11 protein-coding genes are annotated in these 15,092 nt (G+C 65.9%); 3 read left to right on the top strand and 8 right to left on the bottom strand.

Features of this window, described 5'->3' with window-relative positions:
• Window positions 1–83 precede the first annotated feature (83 nt).
• A complete protein-coding gene (locus KTJ89_RS18855) occupies window positions 84–236 on the bottom strand; it encodes a hypothetical protein (protein WP_164742748.1) in 153 nt (50 codons plus the stop codon).
• Between the two features lie 358 nt (window positions 237–594).
• On the opposite strand from KTJ89_RS18855, the gene KTJ89_RS18850 reads away from it, so the two are divergent.
• Window positions 595–3,666, top strand: coding sequence for an FAD-binding and (Fe-S)-binding domain-containing protein (locus tag KTJ89_RS18850; protein ID WP_374990301.1), 3,072 nt, complete (start codon window positions 595–597; stop codon window positions 3,664–3,666).
• 30 nt (window positions 3,667–3,696) lie between these two features.
• On the opposite strand, the gene KTJ89_RS18845 is transcribed toward KTJ89_RS18850, so the two are convergent.
• Complete coding sequence (locus KTJ89_RS18845) at window positions 3,697–4,086, bottom strand: universal stress protein (protein ID WP_101546446.1); 390 nt, start codon at window positions 4,084–4,086, stop codon at window positions 3,697–3,699.
• A gap of 135 nt (window positions 4,087–4,221) precedes the next feature.
• Window positions 4,222–5,277, bottom strand: a complete 1,056-nt coding sequence (locus KTJ89_RS18840) for a helix-turn-helix transcriptional regulator (RefSeq protein WP_259358913.1) — start codon at window positions 5,275–5,277, stop codon at window positions 4,222–4,224.
• 125 nt (window positions 5,278–5,402) lie between these two features.
• On the opposite strand from KTJ89_RS18840, the gene KTJ89_RS18835 reads away from it, so the two are divergent.
• Window positions 5,403–6,005 carry a mycothiol transferase gene (locus KTJ89_RS18835; RefSeq protein ID WP_259358912.1) on the top strand — a complete coding sequence of 201 codons (603 nt, stop codon included), beginning with the start codon at window positions 5,403–5,405 and terminating at the stop codon, window positions 6,003–6,005.
• Between the two features lie 86 nt (window positions 6,006–6,091).
• Here KTJ89_RS18835 and aceB read toward each other — a convergent pair whose 3' ends face one another.
• Both aceB and aceA read right to left on the bottom strand, forming a co-directional pair.
• Entirely contained in the window at window positions 6,092–7,699 is a 1,608-nt protein-coding gene (gene aceB, locus KTJ89_RS18830) for a malate synthase A (RefSeq protein WP_259358911.1), read from the bottom strand.
• A gap of 243 nt (window positions 7,700–7,942) precedes the next feature.
• The gene (aceA, locus tag KTJ89_RS18825) at window positions 7,943–9,253 is read right to left on the bottom strand and encodes an isocitrate lyase (protein ID WP_172172442.1); all 1,311 of its coding nucleotides are present in this window, start codon (window positions 9,251–9,253) and stop codon (window positions 7,943–7,945) included.
• 238 nt (window positions 9,254–9,491) lie between these two features.
• Between aceA and KTJ89_RS18820 the strand changes: the two genes are divergently transcribed.
• On the top strand, window positions 9,492–10,886 hold the full coding sequence (locus KTJ89_RS18820; RefSeq protein ID WP_181271431.1) for a helix-turn-helix domain-containing protein: 1,395 nt from the start codon (window positions 9,492–9,494) through the stop codon (window positions 10,884–10,886).
• 91 nt (window positions 10,887–10,977) lie between these two features.
• On the opposite strand, the gene KTJ89_RS18815 is transcribed toward KTJ89_RS18820, so the two are convergent.
• From KTJ89_RS18815 to KTJ89_RS18805, 3 genes are all read right to left on the bottom strand, one after another.
• Window positions 10,978–12,264 carry an alpha/beta hydrolase gene (locus KTJ89_RS18815; RefSeq protein ID WP_259358910.1) on the bottom strand — a complete coding sequence of 429 codons (1,287 nt, stop codon included), beginning with the start codon at window positions 12,262–12,264 and terminating at the stop codon, window positions 10,978–10,980.
• Complete coding sequence (locus KTJ89_RS18810) at window positions 12,261–13,295, bottom strand: ABC transporter substrate-binding protein (protein WP_248284041.1); 1,035 nt, start codon at window positions 13,293–13,295, stop codon at window positions 12,261–12,263. The genes KTJ89_RS18815 and KTJ89_RS18810 overlap by 4 nt, the downstream gene beginning before the upstream one ends.
• A gap of 123 nt (window positions 13,296–13,418) precedes the next feature.
• Window positions 13,419–15,065, bottom strand: a complete 1,647-nt coding sequence (locus KTJ89_RS18805; protein ID WP_259358909.1) for an FAD-dependent oxidoreductase — start codon at window positions 15,063–15,065, stop codon at window positions 13,419–13,421.
• Window positions 15,066–15,092 lie beyond the last annotated feature (27 nt).

Below are 15,092 nucleotides of genomic sequence, written 5' to 3'. Positions count from 1 at the left end.
GGATCACCGCCCTGGTATCTGCGAGGGAAGTGCGAGCACAGAGGGGACCGGAAAATGTCGTTCTGCCCCTGTGTTCTCTGGGGTCAGGCGGGGTCGGCGACTCCGGCCTTCGGCTCGCTGCGCTTGACCGGCCCGTGCCTGCGCACGATCTCCTGAACGGCCTGCGAGGAGGTGCCGGCCGCCTCGGCGATCGCACCGAAGGTCGCGCCTTCTTCGCGGGCGCGCAGAATCGCCATCACATAGTCGGTGTTGATTTTCGAACGCTGCCGTGCGACCTTTCGGACGACTCCGACTAATGCAGTCTGATCAACTGTCAATTCACGAGCTCGACGAGACATGGTTTCTTCCCTTGCATTCATGTAGTGGCCCGTTGCCACGAATTGGTGTAGTCCCATTAGATACCACGAATATGTCAAGACGCCAAGAATTCCCGGATATAGGAACTCAGGCTACTGAGTAGCACCGTTCTGAGCACGTGAGATAACGAACGCATAACTTTCCCTGATCCTGGACGATGACTCTCGCTCGCCATCCCCGCCGTGGAAGGTATCGGTGTTCCGGCAACCCAAGTGGCACAATGCGGACATGACGACTATGGCCCATCCCACTGGAGCGAATCGGGCGACCGTCGACGAAGACGAGTCCCAGACAGCGCTTCCCACCGCACTCGCCGAACAGTTCCGCACCGCGGGCATCCGTGATTTCAGCATCGACGACACCGATCGCGCCGCATACTCCTCCGACGCTTCGCTCTTCCGGCTCGTCCCTGCCGCCATCGTCTTCCCTCACGACGAAGACGAAGTGGCGCGGGTCCTCTCCGTTGCCCGCCGCCTCGGCGTGCCGATCACCAGCCGTGGCGCCGGCACATCGATCGCCGGCAATGCCATCGGCCGCGGCATCGTCCTCGACTTCTCTCTCCATATGAACGCGGTTCTCGACCTCGACCCGGAGGAACAGTCGGCCTGGGTGCAGTCCGGCTGCGTCCACGCTCATCTCCAGAAACAGGCCAAACCACACGGTCTGCGCTTCGGCCCGGACCCGTCCACCCACACCCGCTGCACGATCGGCGGGATGATCGGCAACAATGCCTGCGGCCCGCGAGCTTTGGGCTACGGCCGCACGGGCGACAATATCCTGGCACTGAAGATCATGCTCATCGACGGCACCGTCGTCACCCTCGATGACTCGGACGCCTCGACGACGTTCCCGCGGCTGCACGAACTCGTGGCACAGAACCTCGGCACCATCCGCACGAACTTCGGCACATTCTCCCGCCAGGTCTCCGGGTACGGGCTCGAGTCACTCCTCCCGGAGAACGGCTTCGACGTCCGGCGCGCCTTCGCCGGCACCGAGGGCACCTGGGGTGTCATCCTGGCGGCGAAGATGCGCCTGGTCAAGGATCCGAGCTTCACCTCGGCGGTCGTCCTCGGCTACGCGGACATGGTCGCCGCCGCCCACGATGCGCCGCTGCTGAAGGACTTCCCCGTCGCCGCCTGCGAGGGACTCGATTCGCGCATGCTCGACCGGGTCATCGACACCAAGGGCGCCGAGGCGGTCCCTCCCCTGCCGGAGGGCGCGGGCTGGCTCGTCGTCGAGCTCACCGGCGAGGACGAGGCAAAGCTCGAGGCCGAGACCCAGCGCCTCATCTCAGAGTCGAAGTCACTCGACTCCGCGGTCCTCGATGCCCAGGCGGCCGCCGAGGTGTGGGCGATCCGCGCCGATGGTGCCGGCCTGGTCTCACGCACACCCGATGGGCGCGACGCCCACGCGGGGTGGGAGGATTCGGCGGTTCCGGTGGACCACCTCGGCGATTATCTGCACGACCTCATGGAGCTGCTCGAGGAGCACGGACTGTGGGCCATTCCCTATGGCCACTTCGGTGATGGCTGCCTGCACATGCGTGTGGACTTCCCGCTCGAGGATCCGAACGGCGGGCAGGTGATGCGCGAGTTCATGGTCGCGGCCACGAAGCTCGTCGCCCGCTACGGCGGGTCGGTCTCCGGGGAGCACGGGGACGGTCGGGCACGCTCCGAACTGCTGCGGCTCATGTACGCCCCGGCAGCGCTCGATCTGTTCGCCCAGGTCAAACGCCTCTTCGATCCTCAGCATCTGCTCAATCCGGGTGTCATCGTCGACCCCGATGCCCTCGACGAATCGATCCGTCTGACTCAGCTGCCGCTGCGTCAGGAGCTGCCCGGCACTCTGGCGATGGCCTATGAAGGCGAGTCCGCCGGTTTCGCCTCGGCCGTGCACCGGTGCACCGGAGTCGGCAAGTGCCGCGCGGATTCGGCGGCCGGCGGCGGCATCATGTGCCCGTCGTATCAGGCCACCCGGGACGAGCGGCATTCGACGCGGGGTCGGGCACGCGTGCTGCAGGAGATGGTGTCCGGGCCCCTGCTCAAGCCTCGCTGGGACTCCCCCGAGGTGCACGAAGCCCTCGACCTGTGCCTGTCGTGCAAGGCCTGCGGGACCGAGTGCCCGACCGGCACGGACATGGCCACGTACAAGGCCGAGGTCCTGCACCAGACCTATCAGGGACGGCTGCGACCGATGAAGCACTATTCGCTCGGGTTCCTTCCACAGCTCGCTCGCCTGGTCACCCCGCTCGCGCCGGTCGTCAACCGGGTGTCGGGGCTGCCGGGGCTGACGACCCTGGCGAAGAAGATGGCCGGCATCGACGTTCGTCGCTCGATCCCGCAGTTCGCGTCCACGACGTTCAGGAAATGGTGGACCACCACCGCCGAGGCGGCACCAGAATCGCGTGCGAACGACGAGTCCCGCTCGAAGGCTGAGTCCCCGGCCAAGGCGTCGTCGCCCGCCTCGGATTCGCTGCGACCGAACGCTGAGGTCGTGCTGTTCGCCGACTCCTGGTCGAACCATTTCGCTCCGCGCATCCTCGCCGCGGCCGTCGCTGTGCTCGAGCAGGCCGGTGTGCGTGTGCGAGTGATCGATCAGACCGTGTGCTGCGGGCTGCCGCTCATCTCCACCGGTCAGCTCGATGCCGCGAAGGCGAATCTCTCGGAGACGGTTACGGCTCTCGATGCCACCGGGGATGTGCCGATCATCGGGGTCGAGCCGTCGTGCTTGGCGACGCTCAAGGATGATTCGCTCAAACTCGTCGCCGATGAGGCCTCGCACCGAGTGGCCGACCGGGTGCAGACTCTGGCCCAGTATCTGCTGAGCATCGGCGCCGAACTGCCGGACCTGTCCGGGATCGAAGCGCTCGTGCAGCCGCATTGTCACCAGTCGGCGATCTTCGGCAACGCGGCAGATAAGGAGCTGTTGGCCAGGGCAGGAGCGAATACGGAGTTCCTCGGCGGGTGCTGCGGTCTGGCCGGGAACTTCGGCGTCGAAGACGGCCATTTCGAAACCTCGGTCGCCGTCGCCGAGGTGGCTCTGCTGCCGGCGCTTCGCAAGCGGGGTCGGGCCGCCGGCGTAGGGTCTCGGACTGGTTCAGGAGTCGATGCTTCGCCGACCGGTGCGACAGGGTCCGGTACCGATGTGTCACCGGAGCGTGCGACGAGTTCAGGTGCGGACGACCGGCTGCAGGTGGTTCTTGCCGACGGGTATTCGTGCCGCACTCAGATCGCGGATCTCAGTGACGCCGAGGGCGTATCGTTGGCCGAGCTCCTCGCCTGGGGATGGGGGCTGCAACCGCGGCGATGAACCCGAGGTCAGGGCCGCCTCGGCGAGGTTTCAGGCCTTGGCCGTCAGCACCGGGACCTCGGCTTCGAGGAGGATGCGCTGTGCCTGCGAGCCGAGGATGAACTTCCCGATCGCCGAGCGTTTGCGCAGGCCGATGACGATGAGCTGGGCTTCGTATTCCTCGGCGAGGTCGTTGAGCGTGCCGGGCAGATCGTCTTCGTGATCGGGCTGGAGCACCTCGACGTCGACGTCCGATTCCTTGCCGAGGTCGACGATCCGTTTGATCTCGTCCTCACCGATCTCGGTCGGAGCTCCACTGGCACCTCGTCGCTGTGAGTTGATCACGACGGCAGCGCTCGACCGCAGTTTGGCCTCTGCGAATCCCGCGCGCAGAGCAGCCTCACCCTCGGGAGCGGGTAGGTAGCCAATGAGAATCGTCATGGCCCCCAGTATATGGACTCATCCATGATTCGTTCACTTCGGGATCACGCTTCGGTCAGCAACCCGCAACCCCCATTGCCCCAATTACTACCTGACGGCGGCCCAGCAACCTCGCGCGAGGTTGCTGGGCCGCCGTCAGGTAGTAATTGATGCTTCGACGACCGCTTGCGCCCTCTCTGCGTGGTCGCGCAGGGCGTCGATGAGCTCAGGTGGGTCGAGCACTTCGATCTCGGCGGGGATGGACGCAAGGGTGGCCGCGACCCACCTGAGATCCCAGAATCCGCAGGTGATGCGCACACCATCGGCCGCCTCGGTGATGGTGGCGCTCCGGGTGGGGAACCATTCCTTCGCTTCCCGCGCCGAGGCGGCCGTGCGCAGAACGACGGTGTGCGGATACGCGGTGGTGGTCACGGCTGCGGACACAGCCGCCTCGGCGTCGGGGTGCTCACGTGGGGTGATGCTCAATGTCGTCGCGTGAACCCGGCTCATCCGGTCGAGGCGGAAGACCCGATGGTCATCGCGGTCGAGGTCGAAGGCGAAGAGGTACCAGTGCGCGCCGAAGACGACGAGACGGATCGGTTCAACGCGGCGGGGCGTCGAGGGGTGGTCGCCGGTCGGGCCGGCGGATGCGTCGGCCGTCAAGGTGCCGGTCGCGTCGGCGGTCAGGGCGCCGGCCGGGCCCGTGACGGTGGGGTCGTCGACGACAGGGCGCTGCATCTTCCGATAGTCGAAAGTCGCGATCGTCGACGCATTGATCGCCGAGGCGAGCGTGATGACCACGCTGATGTCGACTCCGGGTGCGTGGCCTTCGGACACAGACACAGCCGTCGAGATTTCGGCGACGGTCGCGCGCATCGCGGCCGGGAGCATCGTCTGCAGCTTCGTCGTCGCCGATTCCGCGTGTTCGGTGTCCAGGCCGGCCCCACGCAGGAGTGCCAGGCCGACCGCGGTGGCCAGCGCCTCGCCTGCCTCGAGCTGCAGAGGCGGCAGCATCGTCCGGGATTCGGCGCGATAGCCCCCGGTCAGGCCCGGTGCCGAGGAGATGATGTAGCCGAGATCGCGCAACTCGGCGATATCTCGACGGATGGTACGTGGGGTGACGTCGAAGCGGGCGGCGAGCTCGAGGGCAGTGCAGCTCCTGCCGGATGCGAACAGTCCGAGCAGGCTCAAGAGTCGCGTCTCCGACCGCATTCCACCTCCGAATGAGAAACTTTCGCCCGACTTATTGATGCGGACAGTATATGTCCGCATAGCACCTGACGATAGGATCACCGCTTCAGCCATCCGGCCGCGGCGGACATTGCAAAGGAGAGATCATGCCGTTCTTCACCCCTTCTGTCACGAGCGAAGCCGACGCCGCGTTCACCTACCTCACCCAGCAGTGCACCCAGCTCAAGCTCACGGCGCAGGGCCTGACCGATGAGCAGGCCCGCAGCACGCCGACGGCCGGTGGTTTGAGTATCGTCGGCCTCATCGTTCACGGAGCCCAGGTGGTCAATAACTGGCTCATTCAAGTCAAGGACCCGACGCGAGAGGTCGGCGAGGATGACTACCGGACGGTCAACGAGAAGTTGGGGCTGACAGCGATGTTCGACGGGTCCGCTCTCCCCGACCTCGACATCACCGAGGCGGTCGCAATCTTCGACAAGGTCATCGACGGGATCGAGGACGCGAGGGCCGCAGTCGACGACGCGGGGACCGACCTCGGCACCGAAGTTCCGATGCCGTACAACCCGTGGATGCCCAACGATTTCACGATGACGGTGCGCTGGATCCTGTGGCACCTGGCCACCGAGATCGCCCGCCACGCCGGCCACGCTGACATCATCCGCGAATCGATCGACGGCGCGATCGCCTACCAGCTCAACGCTCAGGCGGACGGCGAACCGTGGCCGCCCGAGGGCATGGACTGGAGCTGAGTCCCCACACGATCCCGCCCAAAACTACCTGACGGCGGCCCAGCAACCTCGCGCGAGGTTGCTGGGCCGCCGTCAGGTAGCAATTGTTAGGCGACGAAGGCTTCGCTGGCCTTGGACACCCGGTCGACCAGGTGGTCGGTGTAGGCCGGCATGGTGAGGAACTCGGCGAACTCCTCGCCCAGTGCCGTCTCACGGAAGATCTCCACGGCCTCGTCGAAGTGATCATCGGCGGTGCGCTGCATCAGCGCCAGTTCCTCGCCGAGGTAGCGCTCCACCAGACGCGAGGTCAGCTGCTGACCGTTGTCCAGAGTCACCTCGTGGCGGATCCACTGCCAGATCTGCGAGCGGCAGATCTCAGCCGTCGACACGTCTTCGAGCTGGTTCTCCAGAGCCACGTGCCCGTTGCCGCCGAGCCAAACGTTGATGTACCCGATGGCCACGCGGATGTTCACCCGCACACCCTCTTCGGTCACGACCGGTTCGAGGCCGGTGATGTCGAGGATGTTCTCGCTGGTCACCTGCACATCGGGACGCTTGTTCTCCAGCTGGTGCGGCTGCGAACCCAGGGCGGCGTCGAACACGGCCAGAGCCGCCGGAACCAGTGCCGGGTCGGCCACCCAGGTGCCGTCGAAGCCCTGCCAGGCCTCGCGGGCCTTGTCCTCTCGCATGCGCTCGAACTCGGCGGCCACGAACTCCTGGTCCGGGTGATCGGCCATGAGGTTGGACATCGTGCCGATCGCGTGTGCTCCGCGACGGTGGCAGGTGGCCACGAGGCGGTCGGTGAACGCCTTCATCAGCGGCAGGTCCATCGTCAGACGCTCACGGTCGGGCAGAACGTAGTCGGTGGTGTTGCGCAGGTTCTTCACCACGGAGAACAGGTAGTCCCAACCGGCGGCCTCGAGGCCTGCGCAGTGCTCGCGCAGCTCGAAGAGGATCTCTTCCATCTGGAACACCGCGGTGATCGTCTCGATGTGAGCGGTGGCCCGGATGGTGCCGTGCGGGATGCCCAGCATGTTCTGCGCCAGGACGAACACCTTGTTCCACAGGCGTGCTTCCTGCGAGGACTCGAGCTTCGGCAGGTAGAAGTACGGGCCGGAGCCGTTGTCGATGAGGTGGCGGGCGTTGTGGAAGAAGTACAGACCGAAGTCGACGAGAGCGCCGGAGGTCGAGAACTCCTGGCCGTTGTCATCGACGTAGATCAGGTGCTTCTCGGGCAGGTGCCAACCGCGGGGGCGCAGTCCGATGGTCGGCTGGTTGTCGTTGTTGACGCCGGGCAGCTGTCCGCGGATGGCGCGGAAGAGGTTGACCTGCCCGCCGATGACATTGGCCCAGGTGGGGCTCGTGGCGTCTTCGAGATCGGCCAGCCACACCTTCGCCTGCGAGTTCAGCGCAGCCACGACCTCATCCTCGGTGACCGGGCCGGTGAGCTCCACGCGGCGGTCTTCGAGGCCGGGGGCGCCGGCGGATCCGGCGACCGACCAGGAGCGGTCGGCGCGGATGCGCGCGGTCTCGGGCTTGAAACGGGGGAGGGTTCCGCCGTTCATCTCGGCCGCGCGGGCCCGGCGCGTGCGCAGCACGTCGCAGATGGTGCCGGCGAACTCGTCGTGCAGCTTGGCGATGAACGTCAGAGCAGGCTCCGAAAGGACGGTGCCGAAGCCGGTTTCGAGCGGCGCGTTGATCTTGATGTAAGACATGGGCTTCTCCTCACCCGTCGTAGTGTGTGCCTGGAATGTGTGGCTGGTTCTGTGGGTGATCCTCGCCGAGGCGGCTCTGCCGTAAGTCGTGAGCCGTGCGTTGGGATCGTGGCGGGGTTTCGATTCGTCTGTGGTGTGACGGAGCGGATCGACAATGTAAACCCCGTGAAAACACTGCCGATCCGCCCCGAGTTCTGGGTGGGTTCATCCCCGCTGGTCAGCGGGGTGCGAACCCGGTGCGGCTCAGTGGAACTGAGCGGTTTCGGTGGAGCCGGCCAATGCGGTGGTCGAGGACTCCGGGTTGACCGCGGTCGAAACCAGGTCGAAGTATCCGGTGCCGACCTCGCGCTGGTGGCGGGTCGCGGTGTATCCGCGTTCTTCGGCTGCGAACTCGCGTTCCTGCAGGTCGACGTATGCCTTCATCTGTTCGCGGGCGTAGCCGTGGGCCAGATCGAACATCGAGTAGTTGAGCGCGTGGAAGCCGGCCAGCGTGATGAACTGGAACTTGTAGCCCATGGCTCCGAGCTCGCGCTGGAACTTCGCGATGGTCGCATCGTCGAGGTGCTTGCGCCAGTTGAACGACGGCGAGCAGTTGTAGGACAGCATCTGGTCCGGGTACTCGGCGTGGATCGCCTCGGCGAACTTCTTCGCAGCTTCGAGGTCGGGAGTCGAGGTCTCCATCCACAGCAGATCCGCGTAGGGAGCGTAGGACAGTCCGCGAGCGATGCCGGCTTCGAGTCCGTTCGTGATCTTGTAGAAGCCTTCGGCGGTGCGCTCACCGGTGACGAACTGCTGGTCGCGCTCGTCGATGTCCGAGGTCATCAGCGTGGCTGCCTCGGCGTCGGTGCGGGCGATGACGAGGCTGGGCACGTTCTCGACGTCGGCCGCGAGGCGGGCGGCGTTGAGGGTGCGGATGTGCTGCGAGGTCGGAACGAGGACCTTGCCGCCGAGGTGACCGCACTTCTTCTCGGATCCGAGCTGATCCTCGAAGTGCACACCGGCTGCGCCGGCAGCGATCATCGAGCGCATGAGCTCGTAGACGTTGATCGTGCCGCCGAAGCCTGCTTCCGCGTCAGCGACGATCGGAGCGAACCAGTCATCGACCTGCTTGTTGCCTTCCGAGGTCTCGATCTGGTCGGCGCGCATCAGAGCGTTGTTGATGCGGCGGACGACCTGCGGCACCGAGTTGGCCGGGTAGATCGACTGGTCGGGGTAGGTCTGGCCGGCGGCGTTCGCGTCGGCGGCGACCTGCCAACCGGAGAGGTAGATGGCGTTGAGGCCGGCTTTGACCTGCTCGACTGCCTGGTTGCCGGTCAGCGCACCGAGGGCGTTGACGTAGTCACCGGAGTGGATGTCGCCGGCGGTGATCTGGTTCCAGAGGCGCTCGGCTCCGTGACGGGCCAGCGTGTGCTCCTCGATCAGCGAACCGCGCAGTTTGACGACATCCTCGGGCTCGTAGTCGCGAGCGATTCCCGACCAGCGGGCGTTGGTCGCCCAGTCGCGGCGGATGGCTTCAGCATCGTGCAAGCTGTTCTGCGTGGTGTTCTCAGTCATTGTCCTTCTCTTTCTCGATCTCTCGGGGTTGTTGATGTATCCAGTCTGCGGGGGCCGCAAGGGCTCTCGCACTGAATTTCTGGATGAATAATCTCGATATTTCCGGTTTCAGAAATTTCGCGGTTCTGTCATACTGTTTTTCAATCATGTGAACCAGCACACAGAAACCGAGGGAGGCGCTTTGAACAGCGTTGGCGCGGAAGTCGAGAGCGGAGAGCAGCAGACCGACCCACTCAGCATCGGCAGAAGAATCCGATTTTTTCGAAAGAAGCGCGGTTTGACCCTCAACGAGCTGGGGCAGGAAGTGGGGCGTGCGGCCTCGCAGATCTCGACGATCGAGAACGGCAAGCGAGAAACTTCTGTCACGCTCCTGGCCGCGATTGCTAAGGCGCTGAAGACGGATGTCTCCGAGCTCATCGACCCCGCTCCGATCGACGAACGACAGGCCCTCGAGTTGGAGGCCGAACGCAATCAGGCCTCCCCCATGTACTCCGCCCTCGGCCTGCCGCAGGTGCGGATCAAGTCGCTGCCGGCCGATGCCCTCGAGGCGATCGTGGGGCTTCAACGCCAGCTCGGCGAGGCCCTGGAACGGCGAGCGGCCACACCGGAGGAGGCCAGGCGGGCCAACCGTGAGCTGCGGGAACGGATGAAGGAGAAGAACAACTACTTCGCCGACCTCGAGGCCACCGCCGCCGAGCTGCTCGACCTCGTCGGCTACGAATCCGGAACGGTGTCACAGCGGCAGACGGCACTCATCGCCGAGAAGCTCGGCTTCAGCCTCCACTACGTCTCCGACCTGCCCGAATCGACCCGGTCGATCTCGGATACCGCGAACAAGCGGCTGTATCTGCCCAACGCCGACGCCGCATTCGATCCGCGGTCGCACCTGCTCATGAGCCTGGCTCCGCATGTGCTCGGCTATGACTCCCCGAAGGACTTCCACGAATTCCTCCAGCAGCGCGTCGAGGCGAACTATCTGGCGGCCGCGATCCTGCTGCCCGAGTCCGCGGCCGTGCCGATGCTCGAGGAGGAGAAGAAGAAGCGGGTGCTCTCCGTCGAGCATCTGCGCGATATGTTCGGCGTCGGCTACGAGATGGCCGCCCACCGGTTCACGAACCTCGCCACCGAGCACCTCGGACTGCCCGTGCACTTCATGAAGGTCCACAATTCCGGCACGATCCACAAGGCGTACTCGAATGACGGGCTGCCGTTCCCCACCGATCCGCTCGGCGCGATCGAGGGACAGTTCGCGTGCAAGCGCTTCACGTCGCGCACCGTCTTCCGTGTCGCCGACCGATTCAGCCCTTACTACCAGTACACCGATACCCCGCACGGATCGTTCTGGTGCACCGCCCGAGTGCTGCCCGGCGGCGACTACGCCATCAGCGTCGGCGTCCCGTTCTCCCACGTCCGCTGGTTCGAAGGACGGGAGTCACCGATCCGCTCGCAGTCCGGATGCCCGGATCCGTCCTGCTGCCGGCAGGCCCCGGATGACCTGGCCGAGAAATGGGAGGATCAGGCGCTGCCGTCGGCCCGCATGCACGCCTCCCTGCTCGCCGCGGTCCCGCCCGGAGCGGTTCCCGGCGTCGACGACACCGAGGTCTACGAGTTCCTCGAACGCCATTCCGACTGATCGACGGCTCCGATCGACGGTGCAGAAAACCCTCGCCGAGGCGGCTCCCCCACTTCGGGTGCTCCCCGACCCACGTTGACTGGCGTTCGGGTCATTCCGCCAGGACTTCGGCCAGGCGGATGAGCATGAGTTCGCGCCACCACAGATACTCGTGCCCGCCCACGAACGGTCGGGGCACGAAGTCGATGCCGCGAGCTGCGAACTCCTCGGTCGCCTCGGCGACAGAGTCCGCAATGACAGTCTCGAGGATCCCGTGGTCGACACTGAACGTCGGATCTGCGGCGGTCGCCGGCCGGGTTTCCACCGTCCGAGACTCCGGCGCCCCTGCGCGCCCGTCCGGGCCGTCGTCGGTGCTGCTCGGCGCGAGATCCCAGATCCTGCGCCCCCGATTGTCGGATTCCCAGAACGACGGCGAAAGGCAGATCCCGCGGAATGCTTCCGGGTGCCGCAGGGAGAAGTACGCCGCGGCCAGTCCGCCGTAGGAGGCGCCCGCGACGATCGTGCGGGCCGAGACCTCCGGCGCCGTCTGACGAACGAGTGCGAGCACGTCGTCGCAGAACCGAGAATTCATCACGAGGTCGTCGGCGCGCTGGCCGACGGCCGCGTCCTCGTCGGGGCCGTCGGCCCCGACGGGTGCATGGTCGATGGCGATGACCACTGACGGAGGAGACACAAGCTCGTCGATCGCTGCGAGCAGTCCCCCGCGGATGAACCTCTCCCCGTCGAAGACGACGAGCACCGGCGCCGAGGCGGGACCTCGCTGCGGTCGGTGGGTCCAGATCCGCCTCGGCGCGGAACCGAGGGTGATGACCTGTTCGTCGACGTCGGGCCGACCTTCGCCTGCCCCGCTGCGGGAGTCGGTCGCCGGCCGGTCCCCACCGGTCCAGATCAGGGGCCGGGCATCGGGTGCGGCGAGCTCGAGGACCTGTTTCCTGCGCATGTCCGTGATCGTGAGCAGATCATGGTCACCGGCGGGGATGAACCCCCGTTCGAGGACATCGAGCCAGGTCGGACGGTCGGCAACTTGGAGTCCTCGTGGCACGGGCAGGAAGCGAAGCGCCCCGCGATACCCTCGCGGAACCGGCAGCTCGATCGAATACCTCGTCGCGTCGGCACCGTCGGCACTGTCGCCGCCCTCGTCCCGGGCAGGGCGCCGGGTCATGATCCCGCCGGGCACATTCCGTCGGTCGGTGACTCCGTTGAGGTCGACGAAGATCTCCTGCTCGTCTCCGGGAGCCGCCTCGGCGGGGATGGCTGTGGCCGGAAGTTCCACCTGCAGCCTCCAGCTCTCGTCCGGGCCGATCTCTGTCCAGGTGCACAGGGCAGAGGCCGAACCGGTCTGCTCCGCCGACGAATTGATCGCGCTGGTCCCGGTCATGATCCGACCGCCGCCGTGTCGAGCTTCTCTGCGATGGGGCCGACGATCTCGGGCAGCGCGAGCGCGGAGACGGAGCGCAGCCCGCGCCATTCCTCATCGGTCGGCTGGTAGAAGTGGCCGCCTTCAACGGCTGGCAGGCTCGAGAACGTGGGGACTCCGTCGTACTTCTTCCGCAGCTCCGGATCGGGGAAGTAACCGACGAGGATATCGCTCTGCAGGACGTCGAGCTTCTCCAGGGACAGGCTGTCGGGGACCGACCCGTCGGCCATCTTGTCAGCCACGGGGTCGAGCGTCAGCCCGAGTTCGCTGAAGAATTGGACGGTGGCCGAGTCCCGATCGGTCAGCACTCCCACCTCGTCGGGGCTGTGGAAGAGCGCGACGAGGAAGGACCTGTCGGTGAGGTCCGGGTGATCCTTTGCCGCATCGTCGATCGCTGTCTGCGCCGTGTCGATCGCTTTGTCGCCCTGGTCCTTCGCGTCGAGAACGGTCGAGACCCGTTCGGCCTGTGACTGCCAGCTGTCGGGGGTATTCTCCTTGGCCGTGCCCAGGGTCGGCGCGATTTCGCTGAGCTGGTCGTGGGTATCCTTGCCGATGATGGTCCCGGTCGCCAGGATCAGATCGGGTTCCCACGCTGCGATGTCCTCGAATGGGATCGTGTCTTCGGTCGACCAGTGGAAGAGCTCCGGATCGTCGCCGCCGAGCTCATCGATCGTCTCCTCCGCCCACGGCATCACGGGTTCGACCGGAGCTTCGGTCATCGCCACGGGGACCACACCTACGGAAAGAGCAGCGTCCGCATCGGAGACGGAGAGAGCGACCACGCGTTCGGCCTTCCGGATGTCAACGGAGCCGAAGGCGTCGTCGACGCTGCCTGCACTCGCCCGTTCTGCATCGGTCCCGTCGGCGGAGCCTCCCCCGCACCCGGTGAGCGCGAGGGCGAACGCGAAGGTCAGTGCCGGCAATCGGCGCCGGCGGACCGCCAATGTCGGAGACGTCGAGGTGGAGGCGGGTCGAATCGCGGGCACGGGCATCGTCACTTTCGCTCATAGTTTGGTTAGCCTAAGCTAAATTACCATAGCAGCTGTCTGCGTCCCAGAGCGGCGGTGCAGGTCAGCTGGGAACGTCAGCGCGGCACGGTCCGCGGCGGGGCGATCTCAGCGGGCCGCGTTCTCGAAGGCCCGATCGACGATCGTTTCGGCAATCGCCAGCGCCGAGGTGGCCGCCCACTTCGGCACGGACCTGACCACGGTCAGCCTGCCGCGCCTGGTCATGGTGAGTTCATCGATGAGTTCGCCTTCGGCGGTCATCGCCTGAGCTCGGACACCGCGGGCCCCGGGCGCCACGTCGTTCTGGTCGAGCTCGGGAACGAAGCGGCGGATTCCGTCGACGAAAGCAGTCTTGCTCACAATAGGCTTCACTCCGCGGGCCGCTGTCTTCGCAGTCTGTGCGGCGAACTTCCAGAACCCCTTGGACCGGGCGGTCGATGTGATGTCGGCCAGGTCGAATCCGTGCCGATCATAGGACTCGCGGCCGAGGGCGACGAAGGTGTTCGGTCCGAGGATGAGTCCGTCGTCGAGTCCTCGGACGATCGAGGTTTCGGCGAACGGGGACTGCGGGTCGGGAACGGACCCGATGATGCCGCGGACCACCTCGGTGTCGGTGGCCGGGCTTCGGTAGAAGTCGCTGGTGAAGGGTACGATCCTCGGTTCGGCGTCGAGTCCCGCAGAGACGGCGAGGCGATCGGCCTGGAGACCAGCGCAGACGATGACGATGTCGAAGGTGCCGAGCACTTCCTCAACTGGCGCTTCGCTGCGCGCGCTGCCGCCGGGAGCGTCACCAGCGCGCGATCCTGCGCCACCAGTGCGTGAGCCAGAGTCGCCGCTGCGCGAGCCGTCGCGGTTCGCCCACGCGTCAGAGACCTTCTGCGTCCACTCGCCGAGCGTCGATTCGGCCTGTTTGAACCAGTCCTGCTGTCCGAAGCGATCGCGCAGCTCATCTGCAATGCCGATGACAGGTTCGCGGCCCTCCTCACCGCGATATGTCCGCGGCCGGTCGTGGACCTGATCGTCGCGATGGTCACGGTCATGGACCTGATCGTCGCGGCTGCCTCGGTCATCGACAGCATCCTTGCCCGACCCGCCCCGTTCGCCGGCCGCGCTCACACCACGGTCGTCCTCATCGGACTCTCCGGCTGCGGTCCCATCCCCTGCCGGTGGGTCGTCCTTCGGAACCGGGCGCCCACGCAGGCGGACTTCGTTGCTCATGGTGTCGAATCCGGTGACCTCGGTTCCGAAGCGGAATGTCCCTCCGGCGGCGCGCACATCGGAGGCGAGCGCTGCGGTGAGCGCCGAGAAGTCGGCGATGGCCGCATGGGGTGAGAAGAGCCCGAGGACTCCCCTGACGGCCGGTTCGACGGCTCCGATCTCGTGACGCTCGAGCAGTCTGGCGCCTGGAACCTCGTTGTCTTTGGCGCGGGCGAAGATCTCTTCGAGGCGTTCGGCCTCATCGGTGTTCTGGGCGATGAGCAGCTGCCCGCATTCCCGGTAGGGAACGCCTGCCTCAGCCATATAGGGAATGAGCAGCTCGAGGCCGCGGCGGGTGAGCTTCGCCTCCGCCGAGCCGGGCTTCTGGCCGAGCCCGGAGTCGACGATTCCGGAGGTGTGACCGCTCTGATATGCAGCGACGTTCTCAACTTTGTCGAAGACGGTGATCTCGGCGTCGGGGAACCGCTTGATGACTTCGCGGGCGGCGGCGACACCGAGGATACCGGCACCGACCACGGCCACTCGTGAAATACTCATACAGCAATCTTGGCACCGTTCGGGATG

Source organism: Brevibacterium sediminis (genome assembly GCF_024895295.1).
Classification (GTDB): Bacteria; Actinomycetota; Actinomycetes; order Actinomycetales; family Brevibacteriaceae; genus Brevibacterium; species Brevibacterium sediminis.
The sequence above is the reverse complement of the archived record's forward strand: the minus strand, read 5'-3'. Positions and strand labels throughout refer to the sequence as shown.